39 protein-coding genes are annotated in these 23,656 nt (G+C 63.5%); 38 read left to right on the forward strand and 1 reads right to left on the reverse strand.

Annotated elements, in window-relative coordinates:
• The 31 genes from DEA8626_RS00005 to rplQ form a co-directional block, all read left to right on the forward strand.
• A partial coding sequence (locus tag DEA8626_RS00005; RefSeq protein WP_497706964.1) for an EF-Tu C-terminal domain-related protein occupies positions 1-203 on the forward strand: 203 nt, incomplete at its 5' end.
• 76 nt (positions 204-279) lie between these two features.
• On the forward strand, positions 280-588 hold the full coding sequence (rpsJ, locus tag DEA8626_RS00010) for a 30S ribosomal protein S10 (protein WP_036639457.1): 309 nt from the start codon (positions 280-282) through the stop codon (positions 586-588).
• 14 nt (positions 589-602) lie between these two features.
• On the forward strand, positions 603-1,478 hold the full coding sequence (gene rplC, locus DEA8626_RS00015) for a 50S ribosomal protein L3 (RefSeq protein ID WP_108851038.1): 876 nt from the start codon (positions 603-605) through the stop codon (positions 1,476-1,478).
• On the forward strand, positions 1,478-2,098 hold the full coding sequence (gene rplD, locus DEA8626_RS00020) for a 50S ribosomal protein L4 (protein WP_108851039.1): 621 nt from the start codon (positions 1,478-1,480) through the stop codon (positions 2,096-2,098). Before rplC ends, rplD begins: the two co-directional genes overlap by 1 nt.
• A complete protein-coding gene (locus tag DEA8626_RS00025; protein WP_108851040.1) occupies positions 2,095-2,391 on the forward strand; it encodes a 50S ribosomal protein L23 in 297 nt (98 codons plus the stop codon). Before rplD ends, DEA8626_RS00025 begins: the two co-directional genes overlap by 4 nt.
• Before the next feature lie 120 nt (positions 2,392-2,511).
• Entirely contained in the window at positions 2,512-3,348 is an 837-nt protein-coding gene (rplB, locus tag DEA8626_RS00030) for a 50S ribosomal protein L2 (RefSeq protein ID WP_108851041.1), read from the forward strand.
• A gap of 4 nt (positions 3,349-3,352) precedes the next feature.
• Positions 3,353-3,631 (forward strand): 30S ribosomal protein S19, encoded by a 279-nt coding sequence (gene rpsS, locus DEA8626_RS00035; protein WP_108851042.1) that lies wholly within the window; start codon positions 3,353-3,355, stop codon positions 3,629-3,631.
• 5 nt (positions 3,632-3,636) lie between these two features.
• Entirely contained in the window at positions 3,637-4,017 is a 381-nt protein-coding gene (gene rplV, locus DEA8626_RS00040) for a 50S ribosomal protein L22 (RefSeq protein ID WP_108851043.1), read from the forward strand.
• Entirely contained in the window at positions 4,017-4,757 is a 741-nt protein-coding gene (gene rpsC / locus DEA8626_RS00045) for a 30S ribosomal protein S3 (protein ID WP_108851044.1), read from the forward strand. Before rplV ends, rpsC begins: the two co-directional genes overlap by 1 nt.
• Before the next feature lie 12 nt (positions 4,758-4,769).
• Positions 4,770-5,183 (forward strand): 50S ribosomal protein L16, encoded by a 414-nt coding sequence (gene rplP / locus DEA8626_RS00050; protein WP_108851045.1) that lies wholly within the window; start codon positions 4,770-4,772, stop codon positions 5,181-5,183.
• 942 nt (positions 5,184-6,125) lie between these two features.
• The gene (locus DEA8626_RS00060; RefSeq protein WP_108851047.1) at positions 6,126-6,485 is read left to right on the forward strand and encodes a hypothetical protein; all 360 of its coding nucleotides are present in this window, start codon (positions 6,126-6,128) and stop codon (positions 6,483-6,485) included.
• Between the two features lie 226 nt (positions 6,486-6,711).
• The gene (gene rpmC, locus DEA8626_RS00065; RefSeq protein ID WP_108851048.1) at positions 6,712-6,915 is read left to right on the forward strand and encodes a 50S ribosomal protein L29; all 204 of its coding nucleotides are present in this window, start codon (positions 6,712-6,714) and stop codon (positions 6,913-6,915) included.
• A gap of 10 nt (positions 6,916-6,925) precedes the next feature.
• Complete coding sequence (gene rpsQ, locus DEA8626_RS00070; protein WP_108851049.1) at positions 6,926-7,165, forward strand: 30S ribosomal protein S17; 240 nt, start codon at positions 6,926-6,928, stop codon at positions 7,163-7,165.
• 72 nt (positions 7,166-7,237) lie between these two features.
• A complete protein-coding gene (gene rplN / locus DEA8626_RS00075) occupies positions 7,238-7,606 on the forward strand; it encodes a 50S ribosomal protein L14 (RefSeq protein ID WP_108851050.1) in 369 nt (122 codons plus the stop codon).
• A complete protein-coding gene (rplX, locus tag DEA8626_RS00080; RefSeq protein WP_108851051.1) occupies positions 7,606-7,911 on the forward strand; it encodes a 50S ribosomal protein L24 in 306 nt (101 codons plus the stop codon). The genes rplN and rplX overlap by 1 nt, the downstream gene beginning before the upstream one ends.
• Positions 7,911-8,471 (forward strand): 50S ribosomal protein L5, encoded by a 561-nt coding sequence (gene rplE / locus DEA8626_RS00085; RefSeq protein WP_108851052.1) that lies wholly within the window; start codon positions 7,911-7,913, stop codon positions 8,469-8,471. Before rplX ends, rplE begins: the two co-directional genes overlap by 1 nt.
• Before the next feature lie 18 nt (positions 8,472-8,489).
• Positions 8,490-8,795, forward strand: coding sequence for a 30S ribosomal protein S14 (rpsN, locus tag DEA8626_RS00090; RefSeq protein ID WP_108851053.1), 306 nt, complete (start codon positions 8,490-8,492; stop codon positions 8,793-8,795).
• A gap of 13 nt (positions 8,796-8,808) precedes the next feature.
• Complete coding sequence (gene rpsH, locus DEA8626_RS00095; RefSeq protein ID WP_108851054.1) at positions 8,809-9,207, forward strand: 30S ribosomal protein S8; 399 nt, start codon at positions 8,809-8,811, stop codon at positions 9,205-9,207.
• Between the two features lie 10 nt (positions 9,208-9,217).
• The gene (rplF, locus tag DEA8626_RS00100; RefSeq protein WP_108851055.1) at positions 9,218-9,751 is read left to right on the forward strand and encodes a 50S ribosomal protein L6; all 534 of its coding nucleotides are present in this window, start codon (positions 9,218-9,220) and stop codon (positions 9,749-9,751) included.
• An 11-nt stretch (positions 9,752-9,762) separates the two neighbouring features.
• A complete protein-coding gene (rplR, locus tag DEA8626_RS00105) occupies positions 9,763-10,122 on the forward strand; it encodes a 50S ribosomal protein L18 (RefSeq protein ID WP_108851056.1) in 360 nt (119 codons plus the stop codon).
• Positions 10,123-10,228: 106 nt separating this feature from the next.
• A complete protein-coding gene (gene rpsE, locus DEA8626_RS00110) occupies positions 10,229-10,819 on the forward strand; it encodes a 30S ribosomal protein S5 (protein ID WP_108851057.1) in 591 nt (196 codons plus the stop codon).
• Positions 10,820-10,831: 12 nt separating this feature from the next.
• The gene (rpmD, locus tag DEA8626_RS00115) at positions 10,832-11,023 is read left to right on the forward strand and encodes a 50S ribosomal protein L30 (RefSeq protein ID WP_108851058.1); all 192 of its coding nucleotides are present in this window, start codon (positions 10,832-10,834) and stop codon (positions 11,021-11,023) included.
• A 186-nt stretch (positions 11,024-11,209) separates the two neighbouring features.
• The gene (locus DEA8626_RS20925) at positions 11,210-11,359 is read left to right on the forward strand and encodes a hypothetical protein (protein ID WP_181366313.1); all 150 of its coding nucleotides are present in this window, start codon (positions 11,210-11,212) and stop codon (positions 11,357-11,359) included.
• Between the two features lie 207 nt (positions 11,360-11,566).
• Entirely contained in the window at positions 11,567-12,007 is a 441-nt protein-coding gene (locus DEA8626_RS00120) for a GFA family protein (RefSeq protein WP_108851059.1), read from the forward strand.
• A gap of 231 nt (positions 12,008-12,238) precedes the next feature.
• Entirely contained in the window at positions 12,239-12,724 is a 486-nt protein-coding gene (rplO, locus tag DEA8626_RS00125; protein WP_108851060.1) for a 50S ribosomal protein L15, read from the forward strand.
• 100 nt (positions 12,725-12,824) lie between these two features.
• The gene (secY, locus tag DEA8626_RS00130; protein ID WP_108851061.1) at positions 12,825-14,201 is read left to right on the forward strand and encodes a preprotein translocase subunit SecY; all 1,377 of its coding nucleotides are present in this window, start codon (positions 12,825-12,827) and stop codon (positions 14,199-14,201) included.
• 102 nt (positions 14,202-14,303) lie between these two features.
• Positions 14,304-14,963, forward strand: coding sequence for an adenylate kinase (locus DEA8626_RS00135; protein WP_108851062.1), 660 nt, complete (start codon positions 14,304-14,306; stop codon positions 14,961-14,963).
• Positions 14,964-15,141: 178 nt separating this feature from the next.
• Positions 15,142-15,510 carry a 30S ribosomal protein S13 gene (gene rpsM, locus DEA8626_RS00140; RefSeq protein ID WP_108851063.1) on the forward strand — a complete coding sequence of 123 codons (369 nt, stop codon included), beginning with the start codon at positions 15,142-15,144 and terminating at the stop codon, positions 15,508-15,510.
• A 16-nt stretch (positions 15,511-15,526) separates the two neighbouring features.
• Positions 15,527-15,916: a 30S ribosomal protein S11 gene (gene rpsK, locus DEA8626_RS00145; protein ID WP_108851064.1), complete on the forward strand. Its 390-nt coding sequence runs from the start codon at positions 15,527-15,529 to the stop codon at positions 15,914-15,916.
• Between the two features lie 115 nt (positions 15,917-16,031).
• Positions 16,032-17,048 carry a DNA-directed RNA polymerase subunit alpha gene (locus DEA8626_RS00150; RefSeq protein WP_108853240.1) on the forward strand — a complete coding sequence of 339 codons (1,017 nt, stop codon included), beginning with the start codon at positions 16,032-16,034 and terminating at the stop codon, positions 17,046-17,048.
• 207 nt (positions 17,049-17,255) lie between these two features.
• Positions 17,256-17,675: a 50S ribosomal protein L17 gene (gene rplQ / locus DEA8626_RS00155; protein WP_108851065.1), complete on the forward strand. Its 420-nt coding sequence runs from the start codon at positions 17,256-17,258 to the stop codon at positions 17,673-17,675.
• Positions 17,676-17,781: 106 nt separating this feature from the next.
• On the opposite strand, the gene DEA8626_RS20785 is transcribed toward rplQ, so the two are convergent.
• Positions 17,782-17,964 (reverse strand): hypothetical protein, encoded by a 183-nt coding sequence (locus tag DEA8626_RS20785; protein WP_146188813.1) that lies wholly within the window; start codon positions 17,962-17,964, stop codon positions 17,782-17,784.
• 78 nt (positions 17,965-18,042) lie between these two features.
• Between DEA8626_RS20785 and DEA8626_RS00160 the strand changes: the two genes are divergently transcribed.
• The 7 genes from DEA8626_RS00160 to DEA8626_RS00190 all read left to right on the forward strand — a co-directional run bounded on the left by DEA8626_RS00160 (position 18,043) and on the right by DEA8626_RS00190 (position 23,619).
• Complete coding sequence (locus tag DEA8626_RS00160; RefSeq protein ID WP_108851066.1) at positions 18,043-18,654, forward strand: helix-turn-helix transcriptional regulator; 612 nt, start codon at positions 18,043-18,045, stop codon at positions 18,652-18,654.
• 62 nt (positions 18,655-18,716) lie between these two features.
• The gene (locus tag DEA8626_RS00165) at positions 18,717-19,307 is read left to right on the forward strand and encodes an acyl-homoserine-lactone synthase (protein ID WP_108851067.1); all 591 of its coding nucleotides are present in this window, start codon (positions 18,717-18,719) and stop codon (positions 19,305-19,307) included.
• Between the two features lie 94 nt (positions 19,308-19,401).
• Positions 19,402-20,712, forward strand: a complete 1,311-nt coding sequence (locus DEA8626_RS00170) for a replication-associated recombination protein A (protein ID WP_108851068.1) — start codon at positions 19,402-19,404, stop codon at positions 20,710-20,712.
• Between the two features lie 111 nt (positions 20,713-20,823).
• Positions 20,824-21,201 carry a fluoride efflux transporter CrcB gene (gene crcB, locus DEA8626_RS00175; RefSeq protein WP_108851069.1) on the forward strand — a complete coding sequence of 126 codons (378 nt, stop codon included), beginning with the start codon at positions 20,824-20,826 and terminating at the stop codon, positions 21,199-21,201.
• Complete coding sequence (locus DEA8626_RS00180) at positions 21,198-22,244, forward strand: RluA family pseudouridine synthase (protein WP_108851070.1); 1,047 nt, start codon at positions 21,198-21,200, stop codon at positions 22,242-22,244. The genes crcB and DEA8626_RS00180 overlap by 4 nt, the downstream gene beginning before the upstream one ends.
• Positions 22,241-22,909 carry an HAD-IA family hydrolase gene (locus tag DEA8626_RS00185; protein ID WP_108851071.1) on the forward strand — a complete coding sequence of 223 codons (669 nt, stop codon included), beginning with the start codon at positions 22,241-22,243 and terminating at the stop codon, positions 22,907-22,909. The genes DEA8626_RS00180 and DEA8626_RS00185 overlap by 4 nt, the downstream gene beginning before the upstream one ends.
• A complete protein-coding gene (locus tag DEA8626_RS00190) occupies positions 22,906-23,619 on the forward strand; it encodes an ATP12 family chaperone protein (protein ID WP_108851072.1) in 714 nt (237 codons plus the stop codon). The genes DEA8626_RS00185 and DEA8626_RS00190 overlap by 4 nt, the downstream gene beginning before the upstream one ends.
• Positions 23,620-23,656: the final 37 nt, after the last annotated feature.

Raw genomic sequence — 23,656 nt, forward strand, 5'->3', positions numbered from 1 at the left:
GGCCGCAGTTCTACTTCCGCACGACGGACGTGACGGGCACCGTGACGCTGCCCGAGGGCACCGAGATGGTGATGCCGGGCGACAACCTGAAGTTCGAGGTCGAGCTGATCGCGCCCATCGCGATGGAAGAGAAGCTCCGCTTCGCCATCCGCGAAGGCGGCCGCACCGTCGGCGCCGGCGTCGTCTCGAAAATCCTGAAGTAAGACAAGAACGGTTCGATGCAGGCCGGGCACGAGGCCCGGTCTGCCTCTCAACCGAAAGCCCGCGAGAGGCAAGACAATGACTGGTCAGAACATCCGCATCCGGCTCAAGGCCTTCGATTACCGCGTACTGGACGCCAGCACGCAGGAAATCGTGAACACGGCCAAGCGCACGGGCGCCCAGGTCCGCGGGCCGATCCCGCTGCCGAACAAGATCGAGAAGTTCACGGTTCTCCGTGGCCCGCACATCGACAAGAAGAGCCGTGACCAGTGGGAGATTCGCACCCACAAGCGGCTTCTCGACATCGTCGACCCGACGCCCCAGACGGTGGACGCGCTGATGAAGCTCGACCTCGCCGCCGGCGTCGACGTCGAAATCAAGGTCTGAGGAGGGCACTGACGATGTTGCGCTCTGGAGTGATCGCAAAGAAGCTGGGTATGACCCGGCTCTTTCTCGAGGACGGCCGGCAGGTTCCGGTGACCGTCCTGCAACTGGACAATCTGCAGGTCGTGGCGCAGCGCACGGCCGAGAAGGACGGCTACTCCGCCGTTCAGCTCGGAGCCGGCGCCGCAAAGGCCAAGCGCACGACCGCCGCGATGCGCGGCCACTTCGCTGCCGCGAAGGTGGAGCCGAAGCGAAAGGTGGCCGAGTTCCGGGTGAGCCCCGAGAACCTGATCGGCGTGGGCGAGGAAATCACGGCCGACCATTACTTCGAGGGCCAGTTCGTCGACATCGCGGGCACCTCGATCGGCAAGGGCTTTGCGGGCGCGATGAAGCGGCACAACTTCGGCGGTCTGCGTGCCTCGCACGGCGTGTCGATCTCGCACCGCTCGCACGGTTCGACCGGCCAGTGCCAGGACCCCGGCAAGGTGTTCAAGGGCAAGAAGATGGCCGGCCATCTGGGCGCCGTCCGCGTGACCACGCAGAACCTGCAGGTCGTGCGCACCGACAGCGACCGCGGGCTGATCATGGTCAAGGGCTCGGTTCCGGGTTCGAAGGGTGGCTGGGTGACGATCAAGGATGCGGTGAAGAAACCGCTTCCCGACAACGTGATCCTGCCGGCAGCTTTGCGGTCGCAGGCCGAAGCCGCGAAGAAGGCCGCTGAAGAAGCCGCCGCCGCCGCCGCCGCCGAGGAAGAAGCCGCCCGCAAGGCCGCGGCTGAAGCCGAAGCCGCCGCGCAGGAGGCCGCGCTCGCCGCGTCCGAAGCGGCCGCAGCCGCCGAGGAAGGTGAGGCCGAAGCCGGCGATGCCGGTGACGCGCCCGAAGGAGAGAAATAATGAAACTCGATGTGATCAAGCTCGACGCCAAGAAGGCTGGCTCGATCGATCTCTCCGACGAGATCTTCGGGCTCGAGCCGCGCGCCGACATCCTGCACCGCGTCGTGCGCTGGCAGCGCGCGAAGGCGCAGGCCGGAACGCACAGCGTCAAGACCCGGTCCGAGGTCAGCTACTCGACCAAGAAGATCTACCGCCAAAAGGGCACCGGTGGCGCGCGCCACGGTGATCGTGGCGCGCCGATCTTCCGTCACGGCGGCACCTACAAGGGCCCGACCCCGCGCAGCCACGCCCATGACCTTCCCAAGAAGTTCCGGGCGCTCGGCCTCAAGCATGCCCTGTCGGCCAAGGCCGGCGCCGGCCAGCTCATCATCCTCGACTCGCTAGAGATGAAGGACGCCAAGACCAAGGCGCTCGCCAAGACGGCGAAGGAACTCGGCTGGAAGAAGGTGCTCATCATCGACGGTGCCGACGTGAACGAGAACTTCGCCCGCGCCGCCCAGAACATCGAGGGCATCGATGTGCTGCCCTCGATGGGCGCCAACGTGTATGACATCCTCAAGCGTGACACGCTCGTGCTCACGAAGGCGGGTGTCGAAGCTCTGGAGGCTCGATTGAAATGAGCGTGAAAGCGGAACATTACGACGTGATCGTCAAGCCCGTGATCACCGAGAAGGCGACCATGGCCTCGGAGGCCGGCGCGGTCGTCTTCCAAGTGGCGAACGACGCGACCAAGCCGCAGATCAAGGAAGCGGTCGAAGCGGTCTTCGGCGTCAAGGTGAAGGCGGTCAACACTGTCGTCACCAAGGGCAAGACCAAGCGCTTCCGCGGCCGTCCCGGCGTGCGGAGCGACGTGAAGAAAGCCTATGTGACCCTCGAGGAAGGCAACACTATCGACGTGACCTCCGGGCTCTGATAGAAGGCGCCGAATCTCGCGGCCCCGTCCTCCGGGGCCGTGAGTTTTTGATACCACGGGGACCTACGGGGCCCTCAAACCAACGGACCGACAGGTTCAAAGCAACGGAAGACAGAAAGCATGGCACTCAAGTCGTACAAACCGACGACGCCGGGCCAGCGTGGGCTGGTTCTGATCGACCGTTCGGAGCTTTGGAAAGGTCGCCCGGTCAAGACCCTCACCGAGGGTCTGACCAAGACGGGCGGCCGGAACAACACCGGGCGCGTCACGATGTGGCACAAAGGTGGGGGCGCGAAGCGACTCTACCGTATCGTCGATTTCAAGCGTCGCAAGTTCGACGTCCCGGCGACCGTGGAACGGATCGAATACGACCCGAACCGCACCGCCTTTATCGCGCTGGTCAAGTATCAGGACGGCGAACGGGCCTATATTCTCGCGCCGCAGCGTCTTGCCGTGGGCGACACCGTCGTCGCGGGCGCGAAAACTGACGTCAAGCCTGGCAACGCGATGCCGTTTTCCGGCATGCCGATCGGCACGATCGTCCACAACGTCGAGATGAAGCCGGGCAAGGGCGGTCAGATCGCGCGGGCCGCGGGCACCTACGCCCAGTTCGTCGGCCGCGACGGCGGCTATGCCCAGATCCGCCTGTCCTCGGGCGAACTGCGCATGGTCCGCCAGGAGTGCATGGCGACCGTCGGAGCGGTCTCGAACCCCGACAATTCGAACCAGAACTTCGGCAAAGCGGGCCGCAAGCGGCATATGGGCGTGCGCCCGACTGTTCGCGGCGTCGCGATGAACCCGATCGACCACCCGCATGGCGGTGGTGAGGGCCGCACCTCCGGCGGCCGTCACCCGGTCACCCCGTGGGGCAAGGGCACCAAGGGCACCCGCACCCGGTCGAACAAGAACTCGGACAAGTACATCGTCCGTTCCCGTCACACGAAGAAAGGGCGCTAGATCCATGGCTCGTTCTGTTTGGAAAGGCCCCTTCGTCGACAGCTTCCTGCTGAAGAAGGCAGAGAAGGTTCAGGCATCGGGCAAGTCGGAAGTGATCAAGATCTGGTCGCGCCGCTCCACCATACTGCCGCAGTTCGTCGGCCTCACCTTCGGGGTCTACAACGGTCACAAGCACATCCCGGTCAACGTGACCGAGGAGATGATCGGCCAGAAGTTCGGTGAGTACTCGCCGACGCGGACCTATTACGGTCACGCGGCCGACAAGAAAGCCAAGAGGAAGTAAGCGCCATGGGTAAGGAAAAGAATCCGCGCCGCGTGGCCGAGAACGAGGCGATGGCCAAGGCCAAGATGCTTCGCACCTCGCCGCAGAAGCTGAACCTCGTTGCGGCGCTCATCCGCGGCAAGAAAGTCGACAAGGCGCTCGCCGATCTCACCTTCTCGAAGAAGCGGATCGCCGACGACGTCAAGAAGTGCCTCCAGTCGGCGATCGCCAATGCCGAAAACAACCACGGGCTTGACGTCGACGATCTCGTCGTCGCCGAGGCCTATGTCGGCAAGAACCTGACACTGAAGCGCGGCCGGCCGCGCGCCCGTGGCCGGTTCGGCCGCATCCTGAAACCGTTCAGCGAGCTGACCATCAAGGTGCGGCAAGTCGAGGAGCAAGCGTAATGGGACAGAAGGTCAACCCGATCGGCATGCGCCTCCAGGTCAATCGCACCTGGGACAGCCGCTGGTACGCCGACAACAAGGACTACGGCAACTTGCTTCTTGAGGACCTCAAGATGCGCGAGTTCATCCATGATTACGCGAAGCAGGCCGGTGTGTCGAAAGTCATCATCGAACGGCCGCACAAGAAGTGCCGCGTCACGATCCACACTGCCCGCCCCGGTGTCATCATCGGCAAGAAGGGCGCAGATATCGAGGTCCTGCGCAAGAAGCTCGCAAACTTCACCGACTCGGAACTGCACCTCAACATCGTCGAGGTCCGCAAACCCGAGCTCGACGCGCAGCTCGTGGCCGAGTCGATCACCCAGCAGCTCGAGCGCCGGGTCTCGTTTCGCCGCGCGATGAAGCGGGGCGTGCAGAACGCGATGCGCATGGGGGCGCTCGGTATCCGCGTGAACGTCGCCGGCCGCCTTGGCGGCGCGGAAATCGCGCGGACCGAATGGTACCGCGAAGGCCGCGTGCCGCTGCATACGCTCCGCGCCGACATCGACTACGCGCTCGCCGAAGCCACGACCCCCTACGGGATCATCGGCGTGAAGGTCTGGATCTTCAAAGGCGAGATCATGGAGCACGATCCGCAGGCCCGCGACCGCAAGGCTGCCGAGGCCCAGGAAGGTCCGAGCCCGCGTGGCCCAGGCCCGCGTGGTCCGAACCCGCGCGGCCCGCGCCGCGACGCCCGGTAAGGAGTAACGAAGATGCTGCAACCGAAACGGACGAAGTTCCGCAAACAGCACAAGGGCCGGATCCACGGCGAAGCCAAGGGCGGGCACGAGCTCAACTTCGGCGGCTTCGGCCTCAAGGCGACCCAGCCCGAGCGCATCACGGCGCGGCAGATCGAGGCGGCCCGCCGCGCGATCACCCGCCACATGAAGCGTCAGGGCCGGGTCTGGATCCGCGTCTTCCCGGACCTGCCGGTTTCGTCGAAGCCGACCGAGGTCCGGATGGGCAAGGGTAAGGGCTCCGTCGATTTCTGGGCGGCACGGGTCCATCCCGGCCGGATCATGTTCGAGATCGACGGCGTGAGCGATACCGTCGCCCGTGAGGCGCTCCGCCTCGGCGCGATGAAGCTGCCGGTCAAGACCCGGGTCGTGGTCCGCGAGGACTGGTAAGGCCGGCCCGAGAGAACGGTTTCGGAAAGGCGCGCCTTCGGGCGCGCCTTTTCTTTCACGCCGTTTCACGCGTGAAATCGTGGCATCTGCGTTGAAAATAAACGATAATTCGTGACGCGTTAGGGCGATTTTAACCCTTTGGCCGCGTGTGCGGGGGATCGCCGGATAGGGTGGGGTGGTCTGTCGGCATTGGCGCCCCCCACCGCATCTCTCTCCACGAAGGGGGAGGGAGCCGCGTTGTGCCCGGCCGTGACGCCTGGCGCCCCTCCCCTCGTGGGAGGGGAGGGGGGAGGGGGCCGAGACCTGCAAGATGAAGAGATGAGGGCAGCGCCCGGCCCGGGCGGGCGAGAAGCGCCCGCCTGGGGGCGGGCCGGGCGCTGCCCGGCGTTGCCGCCGGGCGGGATACGACGCCAGACGATATTATTGAAGTGGCGGGGTGAAACCCGCTCTGTTTCTATTTCCGACGCGGTAAGTAGCGAATGAGTCCTGTCACCCGGCCTGGGGTCCACATTTGTGTTGATAGGCGGAGGGGGAAAATTGAATGATCGGAATATTCACGATGCAACCGTGTCCAACATGCTTCTGTCGCCCGTTCAAAGCAGGTCTAGCGTGGCTCCAAACATGGAATACTTGAGCGCATCAACACGAAAAAAACAGACGGCTTTGCTGATCTTCTGCCTTACCTCTGTCTCGGTGTCGGTCTTTCGGCTTCGCTTAACAAAATTGGAGAACGCAGGTTTCGACATCCTTGTTCCCGAGTACCTTCTGAGTTTTGTACTTGTGCTCTCAGTGCTTTATTTGTTCATCTCGTATGCCGTCTTCTGCTTGAAAAAAAAAAATGAGTACCTGAGCACCAACCAGAAAGTGAAATCAGAAAGGGATGGCATAGCAAGGACGATAGATTAGTTCGAGCGCGTTGCCGCACTATTCTTCAGCGCGAATATGGAAGAAGAATTCAAGCGCTTTGAGAAAAACAAGCCGGACCGTCAGAACTTCGACGGCGGGCAAATCAATCGCAACTATCTTCGATTGAAGGACATGATCGAAGCGGGCGACGTCGAAGCATGTAAGGACGAAATTCGACAGTTAGCCGAGCAAACCAAGATGCTATGCGAAGCCCAAGTGAAGCAATGGTATAGGCGCAAGCTCTTTGTTGGTTTTGGTAGAACGCGCTTTCTGAGGGTTGTCACGTTTGACATAGCGATGCCTTTGATAGCATTTGGTTTCGCCGTGGGAGGCTGGCTCGGATTGTTGGACTGGGTAGCCCCTTGGCTAGAAGCGACGTTTCCGCGTTCGCACTGACCCATTGTGTGATGCAACTTATTGAAGCGAACGCAAATGTTCGGCTTTGATCGGCCCTCACTGCACTTCCCTCCAACCTTTTCCCTTGCCCTCCCGCACCCCCTCCCTTATAGGGACGCATCCTGCGATTCCGGGCCTCCGGGATTCGCATGTCCATCATTGACTCCACCGGGCCAAGGGTCACCCGTCTTGAGGGCCTTCCGGTGATGTTGCAAAGGAAAAGGCGATGAACGCCCAGGAACTGAAAGCGAAGACGCCCGACCAGCTCCGCGACGAGCTGACGGCGCTGAAGAAGGAGGCCTTCAACCTCCGCTTCCAGCAGGCCACCAGCCAGCTTGAGAACACCGCCCGCATGCGCAAGGTTCGCCGTGACGTTGCCCGCATCAAGACGGTCCTGAACCAGAAAGCCGCTGAAGCGGCGGCGAACTGAGGAACCACCCATGCCCAAACGTATCCTGCAAGGCACCGTGACCTCGGACAAGAACGACCAGACGATCACCGTCCTCGTCGAGCGCCGCTTCAAGCACCCGCTGCTGCACAAGACCGTGCGGAAGTCGAAGAAATACCGCGCCCATGACGCGGAGAACAAATTCAAGGTCGGCGATACCGTGCGTATTGAAGAATGCGCGCCGATCTCGAAGACGAAACGCTGGACTGTGGTGGCTGAAGCTTCGGCCTGATCCCCACGCCAGTTCAATCGAAACCCTGGGACCGCGGACTAAGGCAGGTTCCCAAAGGTCGGGAGAAACCAAATGATCCAGATGCAGACCAATCTGGATGTCGCTGACAACTCCGGCGCACGCCGGGTGCAGTGCATCAAGGTCCTGGGGGGTTCCCACCGCCGCTACGCCAGCGTCGGCGACATCATCGTGGTGTCGGTCAAGGAAGCCATCCCGCGCGGCCGCGTGAAGAAGGGCGACGTCCGCAAGGCCGTCGTCGTGCGCACCGCCAAGGAAGTCCGCCGCGAAGACGGCACCGCCATCCGCTTCGACCGCAACGCCGCCGTGATCCTCACGAACCAGGGCGAGCCGGTCGGCACCCGGATCTTCGGACCGGTGGTGCGTGAGTTGCGCGCCAAGAACTTCATGAAGATCATCTCGCTCGCTCCGGAGGTGCTCTGATGGCTGCGAAACTTAAGAAAGGCGACAAGGTCGTCGTTCTTGCCGGCAAGGACAAGGGCAAGGAAGGCGAGATTGCATCCATCGACCCGAAGGCCGGCAAGGCCGTGGTCGAGGGTGTCAACATCGCCATCCGCCACCAGCGCCAGACCCAGAACAGCCAGGGCGGCCGCCAGCCGAAGGCGATGCCGATCGATCTGTCGAACCTCGCGCTTCTCGACAAGAACGGCAAGGCGACCCGCGTCGGTTTCAAGATGGACGGCTACAAGAAGGTGCGCTTCGCAAAGACCACGGGGGACGTGATCTGATGCTCGATACCCAGACCTATACCCCGCGCCTCAAGGCGCATTACCAGGCCAACGTTCGCGCCGCTCTCAAGGAAGAGTTCGGCTATAAGAACGACATGCAGATCCCGAAGCTCGAGAAGATCGTGCTGAACATGGGCGTCGGCGAGGCCGTGAAGGACACCAAGAAGGTCAAGCAGGCCTCCGAGGAGCTTAGCCTGATCGCCGGCCAGAAGGCGGTGATCAACAAGGCCAAGAAGTCGATTGCCGGCTTCCGGGTACGTGAGGAGATGCCGCTCGGCACGAAAGTGACGCTGCGCGGCGACCGGATGTACGAATTCCTCGACCGGCTGATCACGATCGCGCTGCCGCGCGTCCGCGACTTCCGCGGCGTCAAGGGCTCGTCGTTCGATGGCCGTGGCAACTACGCGATGGGCCTGAAGGAACACATCGTGTTCCCCGAGATCGACTTCGACAAGGTCGACGAAGTTCTCGGCATGGACATCATCATCTGCACCACCGCGCCGACCGACGCGGAAGCGAAGGCGCTGTTGAAGCAATTCAACATGCCCTTCACCAGCTGATCGCGGAGGAACGACGATATGGCTAAGAAATCCATGGTGAACCGCGAAGTGAAGCGCGCGAAGCTGGTCAAGCAGTATGCCGCCAGGCGCGCCGCGTTGAAGGAAATCATCAACGACCAGTCGAAGCCGATGGAAGAGCGCTTCAAGGCCTCGATGAAACTGGCGAAGCTGCCCCGCAACTCTTCGGCGACGCGGATCCACAACCGCTGCCAGCTGACGGGTCGTCCGCACGCCTATTATCGCAAACTCAAGCTCAGCCGCATCATGCTGCGCGATCTCGCCTCGATGGGGCAGATCCCGGGCATGGTGAAGTCGAGCTGGTAAGGAGGACCGAGATATGTCGATGAACGATCCTCTCGGCGATATGCTGACCCGCATCCGGAACGCGCAGATGCGCAGCAAGTCGACCGTCCGCACACCGGCCTCGAAGCTCCGCGCCTGGGTGCTCGACGTCCTGAAGGACGAGGGCTACATCCGCGGCTATGAGAAGGTGACAACCGACGCCGGCCACAATGAGCTTGAAATCAGCCTGAAATACTACGAGGGCACGCCGGTCATCCGCGAACTCAAGCGCGTCTCGAAGCCCGGCCGCCGGGTCTATTCGGGTGCCAAGGACATCCCTTCGGTCCGTCAGGGCCTCGGTGTCTCCATCGTTTCCACGCCCCAGGGCGTGATGTCGGATGCAGCCGCACGGAGCGCCAATATCGGCGGCGAAGTGCTCTGCACCGTGTTCTGAGGAGGGTTTAATGTCTCGTATCGGCAAGCGACCCGTAGAAGTCCCCTCGAGCGTCACCGCGACCATATCGGGCCAGACCGTGGAAGTGAAAGGCCCGAAAGGCGTTTTGAGCTTCACGGCGACCGACGACGTCTCGATCACGCTCGACGGCAACGAAATCTCGGTGAAGCCGCGCGGCACCTCGAAGCGGGCGCGCCAGCAGTGGGGAATGTCGCGCTCCATGGTGGCGAACCTCGTCGAAGGCGTGACCAACGGCTTCAAGAAGGAACTCGAGATCAATGGCGTCGGCTACCGCGCGCAGATGCAGGGTAAGGTCCTGAAACTGTCGCTCGGATACAGCCACGAAGTGAACTTCGACGTTCCCGAGGGCGTGACCGTCACGACCCCGAAGCTGACCGAGATCGTCGTCGAAGGGATCGATCCACAACTCGTCGGCCAGGTCGCGGCCAATATCCGCGAATGGCGTAGCCCGGAGCCCTACAAGGGCAAGGGCATCAAGTACAAGGACGAGTACATCTTCCGCAAGGAAGGCAAGAAGAAGTAAGGACCAGACAGATGGCAAACAGCAAACGGGATCTGTTCCTCAAGCGCCGCCTGCGCGTCCGGAACAAGCTTCGCAAACAGGCCGACGGGCGCGCGCGCCTCTCGGTTCACCGTTCGTCGAAGAACATCAGCGTGCAGCTGATCGACGACGCAAACGGCGTGACGCTCGCGTCGGCTTCCAGCCTCGAAAAGGATCTGGGCGTCGTCGGCAAGAACAACGTCGAGGCGGCGACAAAGGTCGGCAAGGCGATCGCCGAGCGCGCCAAGAAAGCCGGGGTCGAACAGTGCTACTTCGATCGCGGTGGCTTCCTCTTTCACGGAAAGATCAAGGCCTTGGCCGATGCTGCCCGTGAAGGCGGCTTGAAGTTCTGATGAATGCGGGTGGCGTCCTATGCCACCCCGATGATCCGGGGGCCCCGCGCCCACCAGGATTGGACGTAACGGCGCGAGGCCCGCGCCACCATGCAAGGAATGCCTGATGGCAGAAAGAGAACAGCGCCGGGACCGTGGTCCCCGTAGGGACGACCGGCGCGACGAGAACCCGGAATTCGCCGATCGCCTCGTGGCGATCAACCGCGTGTCGAAGACCGTGAAGGGCGGCAAGCGCTTCGGTTTCGCCGCGCTCGTGGTGGTCGGTGACCAGCGCGGCCGTGTCGGCTTCGGCAAGGGCAAGGCCAAGGAAGTGCCGGAAGCGATCCGCAAGGCGACCGAACAGGCGAAGCGTTCGCTGGTCCGGGTGCCGCTGCGCGACGGCCGCACGCTGCACCACGACATCGAGGGGCGTCACGGCGCCGGCAGGGTCGTGATGCGGTCGGCTCCGGCTGGTACCGGGATCATCGCCGGTGGTCCGATGCGCGCCGTGTTCGAGATGCTGGGCGTTCAGGACGTCGTCGCAAAATCGCTGGGCAGCCAGAACCCCTACAACATGATCCGCGCCACGATCCACGGTCTGAAGCTGGAATCGAGCCCCCGCATGGTCGCGCAGCGCCGCGGCAAGAAGGTGGCCGACATCCTGAAGAAGCCCGACGCCGAAGCGCCGGCGGAAGCCGCCGAAGCGGCTGAAGCGTAAGGAGACCGGACCATGGCCAAGAAAACCATCGTCGTGAAGCAGATCGGCTCGCCGATCCGCCGCCCGGCAATCCAGGCGCAGACCTTGAAGGGCCTCGGCCTCGGCAAGATGAACCGCACGCGCGAGCTCGAGGATACGCCCTCGGTCCGCGGAATGGTCGCGAAGATCCCGCACCTCGTCGAGATCGTCGAAGAGCGCGGCTGAGCGACAGGCCCCGACGAGGGGCCGTGACTTGCCCACGGAACGCCCCGGTCGCCCGGGGCGTTTTGCGTTTCATGGCAGCGGGTTGCCTTGCGTCCCATGCAACCCGGCTTTTCCGGTTTGTCTGTGGTGGCGGCACGGGCTTCGGCCTATCTGTGGCGCAACTCATGAAGCCATGAAAGGCCAGCCATGTTGGAAATAACGCGTAATGCCGGGCTTATCGGCGAAACGATCCGCGTTCTGCGGGCATTCGTCACCCGGCTGACATCGGTCGGATCCGCCGATCCGGCGCCCTATTGGACCGACTATCTTCGCGACACCCGCGAGCGCCGGAACTGAGGCGCCCGGATCGCCCAAGCGAAAACGCCCCGGCCTGCCCCGGGGCGTTTTCGTGCCCTCCTCCGCGCCGAGTCATTCCACCGACGGCTACTTATGTCGGCATTTCCGCGCCCCCCTGGTCCTGTGCTAAACTCCTCCGGTTAGAAGTATCCGTGCGATTTCCAGGATTCATTGTCGCCGAATGAGCGACTGTCACAGGGGGGATACATGTCTCACAAATATGAGGGTGGCTGCGACCACGTTCACACGCATGCCGACGCCGAACCGATCGACAATCATGAGTGCCACTGCAACGTCTGCAAGTCCGTGACCGGTCAGCACACGACCCATGTCGCGTTCTTCAATCACGGCGACCTGAAGGTGGACCATCCCGAGAAGCTCGCCCGCCAGCCGTTCAACAAGGACAATCCGAACGGCCCGCTGGAGCTCTGCACCTGCAAGGACTGCGGCGCGGCGATCATGCTCGACGACAAGCAGAAGCGCATCCGCGTCGCGGTCCCGAACATCATGGGCTACGACGACGCGAAGTTCCCCAAAGCCACCTACCACGCCTTCTACGACAACACGAAGGGCTATCCCAAGCCCGATGACGGCCGCCCGGTCTACGAGGGGTTCCGGCCTGAATTCGCGATGCCTGCTGGCGCCTGAGGCGCGCGAACGGGACGGGCAAGTCGCGGCTGCGAACGGGACTACAGGTGGTGAATGACCGCAAAGCGCCTTGGCGCATGCCAAGGCGCTTTGCGCGGACGGGAAAGCTTGCATCGCGGCACCTTCGCGTCTATACGCCCCCGGTGGCCTTGAAGGGCCCGAGTCAAAAACCAAGAAATGCCGTGTCCGCCCATCTCGCTTCGGGGGCGGTTCCGGCCAAGGAGAAGCGACATGAAACTGAATGAACTCCGGGACAATCCCGGTGCGACCAAGAAGCGCCAGCGCGTCGGCCGCGGCCCGGGCTCGGGCAAGGGCAAGACGGGCGGCCGTGGCATCAAGGGTCAGAAATCGCGGTCGGGCGTGGCGCTCGGCGGCTATGAGGGCGGCCAGATGCCGCTCTACCGGCGCCTGCCGAAGCGCGGCTTCACCAAGCCGAACGCCAAGAAATTCGCGGTGATCAACCTCGGCCAGCTTCAGAAGTTCGTCGACGCCGGCACGCTCGACGCGAAGAAGGAAATTACCGAGGACCTGCTCGTTGAAGCCGGCGTCGTGCGCCGCAAGCTCGACGGCATCCGCGTGCTTGCCAAGGGCGAGATCAAGGCGAAGCTCAAGCTCGCTGTGACAGGCGCCTCCAAGGCCGCGATCGACGCGGTCGAGAAGGCGGGCGGCTCGCTTTCGGTCACGGCGGCGGCATCGGCGGCGGCTACGGCCGAATAAGGTGTTGTGGGCGGCCCTCGCGGCGCTTACATAAGCACGAGTTTTCCAAGCGCCGCCGACCGGAAAACGGTTTGGCGGCGCTCTCATGAGAGAGACCGGAATGGCATCTGCTGCAGAGCAAATGGCGGCGAATATCAGCTGGGGGGCCCTCGGCAAGGCCACCGATCTTCGCCAGCGCATCTTCTTCACCATCGGACTTCTGATTGTCTACCGCCTCGGCACCTATATCCCGGTGCCCGGCATCGACGCCCAGGCGCTGCGCGAGTTCATGCAGGAAGCCTCGCAGGGCATCGGCGGGATGCTTCAGATGTTCACCGGCGGCGCGCTCGGCCGGATGGGGATCTTCGCGCTCGGCATCATGCCCTACATCTCTGCCTCGATCATCGTGCAGCTTCTCACCGCCATGGTGCCCGCGCTCGACCAGCTGAAAAAGGAAGGCGAGCAGGGGCGCAAGAAGATCAACCAGTACACCCGCTACGGCACGGTGCTTCTGGCGACCTTCCAGGCGTATGGCCTTGCGAAGAGCCTCGAAGCGGGCGATCTCGCGCATGATCCCGGCCTTTTCTTCGAGCTGTCCTGCGTCATCACGCTCGTCGGCGGCACGATGTTCCTGATGTGGCTTGGCGAGCAGATCACCGCGCGCGGCGTCGGCAACGGCATCTCGCTCATCATCTTCGTCGGCATCATCGCCGAGGTGCCGGGCGCGCTCGCGCAATTCTTCGAGCAGGGCCGAATCGGCGCGATCTCGGCCCCCGCGATCATCGGCGTGATCGTGATGATCGTCGCGGTGATCGCCTTCGTGGTCTTCATGGAGCGTGCGCTTCGAAAGATCCACATCCAGTACCCGCGCCGCCAGGTCGGCATGAAGATCTATGACGGCTCGTCCTCGCACCTGCCGATCAAGGTCAACCCGGCGGGCGTCATCCCGGCGATCTTCGCCTCGTCGCTCCTCTTGCTGCCGACCACGATCTCGACCTTCTCGGGTGCCCAGACCGGCCCGATCATGTCGACGGTTCTCGCCTATTTCGGCCCCGGCCAGCCGCTTTACCTTCTGTTCTTCGCGTCGATGATCATCTTTTTCGCCTATTTCTACACCGCCAACGTCTCGTTCAAATCCGACGACGTGGCGGAAAACCTGAAGAACCAGGGCGGCTTCATTCCGGGCATCCGGCCAGGTGCCAAGACGGTCGATTACCTCGACTACGTCGTCGCGCGCATCCTGGTGGTCGGCTCCGGCTACCTAGCGGCCGTCTGTCTTCTGCCCGAGATCCTGCGCTCGCAGCTCGCGATTCCGTTCTATTTCGGCGGCACGTCGGTGCTGATCGTCGTTTCGGTCACGATGGATACGATCAACCAGATCCAGTCGCATCTGCTGGCCCATCAGTACGAGGGGCTGATCGAGAAGTCGCAGCTGCGCGGCAAGAAGCGCGGCAGTGCCGGCAAGGCAGGGTCCCGCAAGACGCCGGTCCGCAGGTAGGGCGTTTCGGGTTTGCCTCGGATCCGAATTCAATCAAAGTTTGCCTGAAATCGGATACTTCCCGTTCCAACCAGAACCCGAAACGCTATTGGGGGACAGTCCATGACCAATATCATCCTTCTCGGACCGCCCGGGGCGGGCAAGGGGACACAGGCCAGAATTCTCACCGAGGAACGCGGTCTGGTGCAGCTTTCGACCGGTGACATGCTGCGCGAGGCCAAGGATTCCGGCACCGAGATGGGCAAGATCGTCGCCGACGTAATGGCGCGCGGCGACCTGGTTACGGACGAAATCGTGATCGGGCTCATCGATGAGAAGCTTCGGGATACCGACGCCAAAGGCTTCATCTTCGACGGCTTCCCCCGCACGCTCGCCCAGGCCGACGCGCTGGGTGAGCTCTTGCAGCGCTCGGGCCACCGGCTCGACGCGGTGATCGAGATGCGGGTCGACGACGACGCGCTCGTCGACCGGATATCGGGCCGCTACACCTGCGGAAATTGCGGCGAGGTCTATCACGACAAGACCAAGCCCACGAAGAAGGATGGCGTCTGCGACGAATGCGGATCGTCCGACCTTCGCCGCCGCGCCGACGATAATGCCGAAAGCCTGAAGCAGCGACTGATGGAGTACTACAAGAAAACCTCGCCGCTCATTGGCTACTACTATGCGATGGGCGACCTTTTCACCGTCGACGGGCTGGCCGAGATCGACGTGGTGGCGAAATCCATCACCAATGTGCTCGATCAGGCCAAGGCGACTTGACGCGGGGTATGAAACCCTCTAGGTCACGGCGTCTCTGATGAGAATCGTCTTGATTTGCTGGGGTTTCGGCTAAAGCGAATCAGATCGGAAGAACCGGCCCGAAGGTCTTCGAACCCTCGGGCCATAGTTGTGAAAAAAGGTTCCGGCACTACGGAACCGCAACGAAAGGAAGAAACGCGTGGCACGTATCGCTGGCGTCAACATTCCGACGGGGAAACGCGTCCCCATCGCACTTCAATATATCCACGGCATCGGTGCCGAGTCGGCCCAGAAGATATGCGACGCGGTCAAGATCGAGGCGTCGCGCCGGGTGAACGAACTGTCCGACGCCGAAGTGCTCGCCATCCGCGAACATATCGACGCGAATTTCACGGTCGAGGGCGACCTGCGCCGTGAAGTCCAGATGAACGTCAAGCGGCTCATGGACCTCGGCTGCTACCGCGGTCTGCGTCACCGCCGCAACCTGCCTGTCCGCGGTCAGCGGACCCACACCAACGCCCGCACCCGCAAGGGCCCGGCAAAAGCCATTGCCGGCAAGAAGAAGTAAGGGGAGGCGTTGAAAAATGGCACGTGAAAAGACCCGTACGAAGAAGAAGGAACGCAAGAACATCGCCTCCGGCGTTGCTCATGTGAATTCGTCCTTCAACAATACCAAGATCCTGATCTCCGACGTTCAGGGCAACGCCATCGCCTGGTCCTCGGCCGGCACGATGGGCTTCAAGGGCTCGCGGAAATCGACGCCCTATGCCGCCCAGATGGCCGCCGAAGACGTGGCGCGCAAGGCGCAGGAACATGGCGTCAAGACTCTGGAAGTCGAAGTGCAAGGGCCGGGCTCGGGGCGCGAAAGCGCGCTGCGCGGGCTGGCCGCCGCCGGCTTCAACATCACGTCGATCCGCGACGTCACGCCGATCGCGCATAACGGCTGCCGGCCGCCGAAGCGTCGCCGCGTGTGACAACTCTCTTGCAGCCGGGCCGCGTCGATTGCGCGGCCCGGCTCGCTTTCGTTTTTATCCTCGGGCGTTCCCGGGCTTCGGACATGGGCCGGGAACAGGTATGGAGGCAGAACGCATGATCCACAAAAATTGGGCTGAACTGATCAAGCCGCAGCAGCTTGACGTGAAACCCGGCAATGACCCGCAGCGTCAGGCGACGCTGATCGCCGAGCCGCTGGAGCGCGGCTTCGGCCTTACGCTCGGCAACGCGCTGCGCCGGGTGCTGATGTCGTCGCTGCAGGGCGCGGCCATCACCTCGGTCCAGATCGATAACGTGCTGCACGAGTTCTCCTCGATCGCGGGCGTTCGCGAGGACGTCACCGACGTCGTTTTGAACCTCAAGGGCGTTTCCCTGAAGATGGAAGTCGAGGGGCCGAAGCGGCTCTCGATCTCGGCCAAGGGGCCGGGCGTCGTCACCGCCGGCGACATATCTGAATCGAACGGCATCGAGGTTCTGAACAAGGACCACGTGATCTGCCACCTCGACGAGGGCGCGGATCTGTTCGTGGAGCTGACGGTGGATACGGGCAAAGGCTACGTCGCAGCTGACAAGAACCGGCCCGAGGATGCGCCGATCGGTCTCATCCCGATCGACGCGATCTATTCGCCGGTCAAGAAGGTTTCCTACGAAGTCCAGCCGACCCGCGAAGGCCAGGTTCTCGACTACGACAAGCTGACGATGAAGATCGAAACCGACGGCTCGCTGACCCCGGATGACGCCGTGGCCTATGCCGCGCGGATCCTTCAGGACCAGCTTGGCATCTTCGTCAACTTCGAAGAGCCGGAAGCCGCCGGCAAGGGCGAGGCCGAGGAAGGGCTGGAGTTCAACCCGCTCCTTCTCAAGAAGGTCGACGAGCTGGAGCTTTCTGTTCGCTCCGCGAACTGCCTGAAGAACGACAACATCGTCTATATCGGCGATCTGATCCAGAAGACCGAAGCCGAGATGCTGCGCACCCCGAACTTCGGCCGCAAGTCGCTGAACGAGATCAAGGAAGTGCTTTCGGGCATGGGCCTGCACCTCGGCATGGATGTCGAGGACTGGCCGCCGGAGAACATCGAGGATCTCGCGAAGCGGTTCGAGGACCAGTTCTGAGGCCGCGCCCGCGCCCGACGCGTGTCGGGACGGATGCCCGACACGTGCGGGACGGATGCGGGACAGTTGACAGACGGGCGGGCCGGTTCTAAACGGCCCCCCGAAATGCCCGCGCAAGCGGGGACGATCCGGGCATAACGCCCCAAGGTGAGCGGACCGAGGACCACGGCCGCCGGACAAAGCAAAATGAGACGTTAGGAGACTAAAATGCGTCACGCCCGCGGCTACCGCCGCCTGAACCGCACCCATGAGCACCGCAAGGCGCTCTTCGCCAACATGGCCGGGTCGCTCATCGAACACGAACAGATCAAGACGACCCTTCCCAAGGCGAAGGAACTGCGTCCGATCGTCGAAAAGCTGATCACGCTCGCCAAGCGCGGCGACCTGCACGCCCGCCGCCAGGCCGGGTCGCAGCTTTTGCAGGACAAGCATGTCGCCCGCCTCTTCGATGTGCTCGGGCCGCGCTACAAGGAGCGCCAGGGCGGCTACGTCCGCATCCTGAAGGCGGGTTTCCGCTATGGCGACATGGCGCCGATGGCGATCATCGAGCTCGTCGACCGTGATCCCGAGGCCAAGGGTGCCGCCGACAAGGCCCGCACCGAGGCCGAAGAAGCCACAGATTCCTGATCTTTCGGCAGCATGACCACAAAGAAAACACGGCCCCGCCGAGAGATTGGCGGGGTTTTTCAACTTTGTTGCTATCTTTTTGTTCTAGATACGAGAAATGTTAGTATCAGTTCGGCTCAGTACACAAGCTCCGGCGATCGGCATCGATCCTGACCGCCATGTCTTCGATCATCGCAGACAGATGCGCGTCATCGAGACGCGTCGCCCCGACGAATTCAAGCAGATCAGCACGTTCCGGCGCAGGCAAACGCATGAGGCGTGCGAAGAGAGTGGGATTAATGGTACGCACCTTGGGTCACCTGTAACATACAGACTCTGCGGCACAATTTACGGTTGACCAAATTCAAAGCAACTTGTCTAAAAGGACATGTCCGCAATGCCAACGCTCGATCCAATCCTGCACTCACTGGGGCTCATGGCGCCTGCGGGGTACTTTATCGGCCTGCACATCCGGTACGCCTCCCCGCTCATGCAGTTCTCGAACTACGATCAGGACTGGCTCGACCACTACACCGAGAAGGCTTATGCCCTGCGCGATCCCACCATCGCCTGGGGCTTCAGCAAGGAAGGGGCCTGTCGCTGGGACGAAATGGGCGTTCCCGACCCGTTCGGCCTGTTCGACGAGGCCAAGCAATTCGGCCTCGAATACGGGCTGACTGTGTCTTGTGGCCCCATGAGTTCTCGTACGATATCGAGCTTTGCGCGTTCGGACCGCGATTTTCTCGATCAGGAGATAGAGAAGATCACACATCTCGTTCGGCGGTTGCATGACATCACGGAGCCGCCCGAGAGCCTTACGCAGGCACAAATCGAGGCCCTGAGACTCATAGCGGCGGGGGATCGGCACGCGGCGGCAGCAGCCAAACTGAACATATCCGAAAGCGCGCTGAAAGCTCGACTGATGTCGGCGCGGCAGCGGCTTCTCGCCCGTACGACGGCGGAGGCTATTCAGCGCGCCAAGGACTATAGGCTGATGTAAACCAATGTCCGTTCCTACTTTGCATGCAGGGCTTAAAAAGTTCACTAGGCGGGGGTTAACGCATGCATACAACGGTACTGTCCTTCGAAAATCTCCATAATCACGGGGAGCTGTTCGCAAACCTTTTTCGGGCGCGGAAGCAGTCTTTCATTGTCGAGAAGCAATGGAACCTGCCCGAAGCGCTCGACATGGAATACGACCAGTACGACACACCGGCAAGCCGGTGGATCGCGATCCATGACGACGTGGGCCAGGTCTATGCCGGCATCCGGCTGACGCCGTCGACTGCGCGCTGCGGCATCTACAGCTACATGATCCGTGACGCCCAGCGGGGCCTTCTGGCGTCTTTGCCCACGGACCTTCTCTATGACGAGGCGCCGGTGGACCCGAATATCTGGGAATGCACGCGTGTCTTCGTGCTGCATTCCACGCCGCAATCACTTCGGCGGCGGGTTCACGGCTACATGGTCGGCGCGATGGTCAAGTCCGCGCGCGAGCTTGGGGCGACGCAGCTTATCGCGATCACGCCGGCCAACTGGCCGCGTTGGTATGGCCGCTGCGGCCTGACCGCGACCGGAATCGGGCCGGTGATGTTCATAGACGATGGCGACTATCAGTGCGTGCAGATCGACCTGTCAACGAAGATGCATTGACGTCCCACGTTCCGAGCCGGACCTGAGGTGCTCGCAAGGGCCGGGCGCCGATCGCATCTTTTTCCCCGCCGACGCGCAGAGTAAGGTTCTGCGCATGCCCGATCTGTTCGACACCGCGGTATCGTCCTCTGCGCCGGCGGCCAGCCGGCCCCTTGCTGACCGCCTGCGCCCGGCCGCGCTGTCGGAGGTCATCGGGCAGGACAAGCTTCTGGCGCCGGACGGCCCCTTGGGCGCGATGCTCGCCTCGGGCAGCCTGTCGTCGCTGATCCTCTGGGGGCCTCCCGGCGTCGGCAAGACCACGATCGCCCGGCTTCTCGCGGATGCCTCCGATCTGACCTTCGTTCAGATCTCGGCAATCTTCACCGGCGTGCCGGACCTCAGAAAGGTGTTCGATACGGCGAAACTGCGCCGCAGCCAGGGCGGCGGAACGCTTCTGTTCGTCGACGAGATTCACCGCTTCAACAAGGCCCAGCAGGACGGGTTCCTGCCACACATGGAGGACGGCACGATCGTACTCGTGGGCGCCACGACCGAGAACCCGTCGTTCGAGCTGAACGCCGCGCTTCTGAGCCGCGCGCAGGTGCTGGTGCTTGAGCGGCTCACGCCCGCCCATCTCGAACGGCTGGCGCAGCGCGCCGAGAAGGAGCTGGCGCGCGCGCTGCCGCTTCGCCCCGAGGCGCGCGAGGCCATTCTGGAGATGGCCGATGGCGACGGGCGCGCGCTTCTGAACCTGATCGAGCAGGTCGCGGCCTGGAAGGTGGACAAGCCCCTGTCGACCGAGGCTCTGGGCCAGCGTCTGATGCGGCGCGCGGCGAAGTACGACAAGTCGGGCGACGAGCACTACAACCTGACTTCCGCGCTCCACAAGTCGGTGCGCGGCTCGGACCCGGACGCGGCGCTCTATTGGTTCGCGCGCATGCTCGAGGGCGGCGAGGACCCGCGATTCCTTGCCCGGCGCATCACCCGCATGGCGGTCGAGGACATCGGCCTTGCCGATCCGCAGGCGCAGACGATCTGCCTGCATGCCTGGGAGGTCTACGAACGGCTCGGCTCCCCCGAGGGCGAGCTCGCGCTGGCCGAGGCGCTCGCCTATCTCGCGCTCGCGCCGAAGTCGAACGCGGTCTATGCCGCCTACAAGGCAGCGCGCGCGTCTGCCCGCAAGACGGGGTCCGAGCCGCCCCCAAAGCACATCCTGAACGCGCCGACGGGGCTCATGAAGGATCAGGGATACGGCGCGGGCTATGCCTACGACCACGACGCCGAGGATGGGTTCTCGGGCCAGAACTACTTCCCTGAGGGCATGAAGCGGCCGGTCTTCTATCAGCCAGTCGAACGCGGCTTCGAGCGCGAGTTGAAGAAGCGGATCGAGTGGTTTGCGAAGCTGCGCAACAAGCGGCAGAGCTGAGGCCTACACTCTGGTCCAGATTCCGTCGGATGTGTACGCCCTTGGGGAAGGAAGGGCGGAAGGCGCCCTTGCCAGGTTGACATCCGTCACGCCGTTGAAGAGGAAGGCGCCATGATGCAGACCCTCATGCAGGTCGCCCTCGGCGGTGCGCTTGGCGCCTCGGCCCGCTACATGACGAATGTGGCGGCCATGCGCCTGATCGGGCCCGGCTTTCCCTGGGGGACGATCGCGGCGAACGTCGTAGGTTCGTTCCTCATGGGCGCGCTCGTCGTCGTGCTGGCGCACAAGGATGCGACCCGGCTCGCGCCGTTCCTGATGACAGGCGTACTGGGCGGTTTCACGACCTTCTCCGCCTTCTCGCTCGACGCGCTGACGCTGTGGGAGCGGGGCCAGACAGCGGTCGCCTCGGCTTACGTTCTGGGTTCCGTCATCGTCTCGCTTGCTGCGATCGTCGCGGGCATGGCCGCCGCGCGGGGGCTTTTCGCATGAGTGGCGTGAAGCTTCTGACGGTCTCGGCCGATGAGGGCGAAAGCCGGCTCGACCGCTGGCTGAAGCGGCGGTTCCCAGAGATTACGCAAGGCCAGGTGGAAAAGCTCTGCCGGACCGGCCAGATCCGCGTCGATGGCGGTCGGGTGAAGGCCTCGACCCGGGTGGGCCCGGGCGCCGAGGTGCGGGTGCCGCCCTTGCCGAAGACGAAGCCCGTGGCGCCGCGGCCGCGCCCCGAGCACAGCGGCGCCGACGCGAAGATGATCCAGGCGGCGGTTCTCTGGAAGGACGAACATATCATCGCGCTGAACAAGCCGCCGGGTCTGCCCTCGCAGGGCGGGTCGGGGCAGGGGACCCGCCATGTCGACGGACTGACCGGGGCCTTGATGTTCGGCTACAAGGACCGCCCCAAGCTCGTCCACAGGCTCGACAAGGACACGTCCGGCGTATTGCTGCTCGCCCGGACGGACCGCGTCGCGCGCGCGCTGAGCGAGGCGTTCCGCGCCCGCACCACCCGCAAGATCTACTGGGCGACCGTCGCCGGAGTCCCCGCGCCCGCGATGGGGACGATCCACTTTGGGCTGGTGAAGGCGTCGGGCCATGGAAAGGGCGGCGAGGGCGAGAAGATGATCGCCGTCCACCCTGCCAAGATCGGAGCGACCGAAGGCGCGAAGCGGGCGACGACCGACTACGCGGTTCTGGACGCGCTTGGCACGCGGGCGGCGTGGGTCGCGCTGGTGCCGATCACCGGGCGGACGCACCAGTTGCGCGCGCACATGGCCGAGATCGGCCACCCGATCGTCGGCGACGGCAAGTATGGCGGTTCGGGGCAGGACAATCCGGGTGACGGCTGGGGCGCACAGTTGGGCGGCGAGATCAGCCGCAAGCTGCATCTACATGCCCGTTCGATCAGTTTCGACCACCCGGTCACGGGCCGTCGCGTGACGCTCACTGCGCCTCTGCCCGACCACATGAAGCGGACGTGGAAGACCGTCGGCTGGTCGGAGGCGGACGTGCCCGCGGACCCATTCGCGGAGGTGGAATGAAAGGCGGCCTGAGACTGGTGGTCTTCGATGTCGACGGAACGCTCGTTGACAGCCAGAACCATATCCTCGCGGCCATGGCGCATGCGTTCGGTGCGTTGGATATTGACCTGCCGCCGCGTGAGGCGGTGTTGTCGATCGTCGGCCTGTCGCTGCCGGAAGCCATGGCTCGGCTCGTGCCCGACCTGCCGGGGCAGAGCCATGAGGATCTGGTCGCCGCCTACAAGCAGAGCTTCGGCACGCTCCGCGCCGAGACCCTCGCGCCCTTATATCCCGGCGCGGCGGATGCGCTGTCGGCGCTTGGCAGTCAGGCCGACGTCCTGCTCGGCGTCGCGACGGGCAAGTCGCGGCGCGGGCTCGACCACGTGCTGCGCGCCCATGCGCTGGACCGGCATTTCGTCACCTGCCAGGTGGCCGACGACCACCCTTCAAAGCCGCATCCGTCGATGCTCCTCGCCGCCTGCGCCGAGACCGCGGCCGGGCCGGGCGTCATGATCGGCGATACGACCTATGACATCGAGATGGGCCGCGCGGCGGGTTTCGCGACGATCGGTGTCGCCTGGGGCTACCACCGGGCCGAGGCGCTGGCCGAGGCCGGGGCGGGGCAGGTGATCGAGGCGTTCGACGCGCTTCTTCCGGCGCTTGAACGAGTCTGGGAGATTGCATGACTGGCTGGGTCGCGAAACGGTTCTGGAAGGAGGTCGCGGTCGAAGCGGAGGGGAAGGGGTTCTGCGTCCTTCTCGATGCGCGTCCGGTCATGAGCCCGGCGAAAGCGCCGCTCATCCTGCCCACTCGCATGATGGCCGAGGCTATGGCGGATGAGTGGCGGTCGGTTGAGGGTGTCATCGATCCGACAGACATGCCTGTGACCCGCGCAGCGAATTCGGCGATCGACAAGGTCGCCCCGCAGTTTGCCGAGGTCGTCCGGATCATCGCCGAATATGGCGGAACGGACCTTCTGTGCTACCGCGCTGAGGCCCCGCAAGAGTTGTGCGACGAACAGGCCGAGGCCTGGGACCCGATGCTGGACTGGGCTGCAAGTGACCTGAACGCCCCACTCAGGGCGACACGGGGCGTCGTTCCCGTCGATCAGCCGCCGGATAGTCTTGAGCGGCTCTTCAACGAGGTCTGCCGCACGACCCCTTTCCAGCTTGCCGCGCTCCACGACCTTGTCGCGCTGACCGGGTCGCTGATCCTCGGGCTTGCGGCGACACGGCCAGAGTTCCAGCCCGAGGAACTCTGGCGGATGTCCCGAATCGACGAGGTGTGGCAGGCGCGGCTGTGGGGCGTGGACGAGGAGGCCGCGGCGGCCGCTGCCCTGAAACGCACGGGCTTCTTCGCGGCGCACAACTTCTGGCGCCTTGCATCGGCAGAATGACTTGAATTCAGGGCATTACTCGGCGTTTTGTCAGCGA

The sequence above is a fragment of the Defluviimonas aquaemixtae genome (assembly GCF_900302475.1).
Classification (GTDB): domain Bacteria; phylum Pseudomonadota; class Alphaproteobacteria; order Rhodobacterales; family Rhodobacteraceae; genus Albidovulum; species Albidovulum aquaemixtae.

Coding starts and splice junctions, on each gene's coding strand:
- rplQ (WP_108851065.1), top strand. CDS start 17,256: ATGCGTCACGCCCGCGGCTACCGCCGCCTGAACCGCACCCATGAGCAC.
- rplN (WP_108851050.1), top strand. CDS start 7,238: ATGATCCAGATGCAGACCAATCTGGATGTCGCTGACAACTCCGGCGCA.
- rpsQ (WP_108851049.1), top strand. CDS start 6,926: ATGCCCAAACGTATCCTGCAAGGCACCGTGACCTCGGACAAGAACGAC.
- DEA8626_RS00170 (WP_108851068.1), top strand. CDS start 19,402: ATGCCCGATCTGTTCGACACCGCGGTATCGTCCTCTGCGCCGGCGGCC.
- rpsE (WP_108851057.1), top strand. CDS start 10,229: ATGGCAGAAAGAGAACAGCGCCGGGACCGTGGTCCCCGTAGGGACGAC.
- DEA8626_RS00120 (WP_108851059.1), top strand. CDS start 11,567: ATGTCTCACAAATATGAGGGTGGCTGCGACCACGTTCACACGCATGCC.
- rplR (WP_108851056.1), top strand. CDS start 9,763: ATGGCAAACAGCAAACGGGATCTGTTCCTCAAGCGCCGCCTGCGCGTC.
- rpmD (WP_108851058.1), top strand. CDS start 10,832: ATGGCCAAGAAAACCATCGTCGTGAAGCAGATCGGCTCGCCGATCCGC.
- DEA8626_RS00150 (WP_108853240.1), top strand. CDS start 16,032: ATGATCCACAAAAATTGGGCTGAACTGATCAAGCCGCAGCAGCTTGAC.
- rplP (WP_108851045.1), top strand. CDS start 4,770: ATGCTGCAACCGAAACGGACGAAGTTCCGCAAACAGCACAAGGGCCGG.
- rpsK (WP_108851064.1), top strand. CDS start 15,527: ATGGCACGTGAAAAGACCCGTACGAAGAAGAAGGAACGCAAGAACATC.
- rplO (WP_108851060.1), top strand. CDS start 12,239: ATGAAACTGAATGAACTCCGGGACAATCCCGGTGCGACCAAGAAGCGC.
- rpsJ (WP_036639457.1), top strand. CDS start 280: ATGACTGGTCAGAACATCCGCATCCGGCTCAAGGCCTTCGATTACCGC.
- rplB (WP_108851041.1), top strand. CDS start 2,512: ATGGCACTCAAGTCGTACAAACCGACGACGCCGGGCCAGCGTGGGCTG.
- rpsN (WP_108851053.1), top strand. CDS start 8,490: ATGGCTAAGAAATCCATGGTGAACCGCGAAGTGAAGCGCGCGAAGCTG.
- DEA8626_RS00135 (WP_108851062.1), top strand. CDS start 14,304: ATGACCAATATCATCCTTCTCGGACCGCCCGGGGCGGGCAAGGGGACA.
- DEA8626_RS00060 (WP_108851047.1), top strand. CDS start 6,126: ATGGAAGAAGAATTCAAGCGCTTTGAGAAAAACAAGCCGGACCGTCAG.
- crcB (WP_108851069.1), top strand. CDS start 20,824: ATGATGCAGACCCTCATGCAGGTCGCCCTCGGCGGTGCGCTTGGCGCC.
- rpmC (WP_108851048.1), top strand. CDS start 6,712: ATGAACGCCCAGGAACTGAAAGCGAAGACGCCCGACCAGCTCCGCGAC.
- rpsH (WP_108851054.1), top strand. CDS start 8,809: ATGTCGATGAACGATCCTCTCGGCGATATGCTGACCCGCATCCGGAAC.
- DEA8626_RS00025 (WP_108851040.1), top strand. CDS start 2,095: ATGAGCGTGAAAGCGGAACATTACGACGTGATCGTCAAGCCCGTGATC.
- DEA8626_RS00180 (WP_108851070.1), top strand. CDS start 21,198: ATGAGTGGCGTGAAGCTTCTGACGGTCTCGGCCGATGAGGGCGAAAGC.
- rplF (WP_108851055.1), top strand. CDS start 9,218: ATGTCTCGTATCGGCAAGCGACCCGTAGAAGTCCCCTCGAGCGTCACC.
- rplV (WP_108851043.1), top strand. CDS start 3,637: ATGGGTAAGGAAAAGAATCCGCGCCGCGTGGCCGAGAACGAGGCGATG.
- secY (WP_108851061.1), top strand. CDS start 12,825: ATGGCATCTGCTGCAGAGCAAATGGCGGCGAATATCAGCTGGGGGGCC.
- DEA8626_RS00190 (WP_108851072.1), top strand. CDS start 22,906: ATGACTGGCTGGGTCGCGAAACGGTTCTGGAAGGAGGTCGCGGTCGAA.
- DEA8626_RS20925 (WP_181366313.1), top strand. CDS start 11,210: ATGTTGGAAATAACGCGTAATGCCGGGCTTATCGGCGAAACGATCCGC.
- rplE (WP_108851052.1), top strand. CDS start 7,911: ATGCTCGATACCCAGACCTATACCCCGCGCCTCAAGGCGCATTACCAG.
- rplX (WP_108851051.1), top strand. CDS start 7,606: ATGGCTGCGAAACTTAAGAAAGGCGACAAGGTCGTCGTTCTTGCCGGC.
- DEA8626_RS00185 (WP_108851071.1), top strand. CDS start 22,241: ATGAAAGGCGGCCTGAGACTGGTGGTCTTCGATGTCGACGGAACGCTC.
- rplC (WP_108851038.1), top strand. CDS start 603: ATGTTGCGCTCTGGAGTGATCGCAAAGAAGCTGGGTATGACCCGGCTC.
- rpsC (WP_108851044.1), top strand. CDS start 4,017: ATGGGACAGAAGGTCAACCCGATCGGCATGCGCCTCCAGGTCAATCGC.
- rplD (WP_108851039.1), top strand. CDS start 1,478: ATGAAACTCGATGTGATCAAGCTCGACGCCAAGAAGGCTGGCTCGATC.
- DEA8626_RS00160 (WP_108851066.1), top strand. CDS start 18,043: ATGTCCGCAATGCCAACGCTCGATCCAATCCTGCACTCACTGGGGCTC.
- DEA8626_RS00165 (WP_108851067.1), top strand. CDS start 18,717: ATGCATACAACGGTACTGTCCTTCGAAAATCTCCATAATCACGGGGAG.
- rpsS (WP_108851042.1), top strand. CDS start 3,353: ATGGCTCGTTCTGTTTGGAAAGGCCCCTTCGTCGACAGCTTCCTGCTG.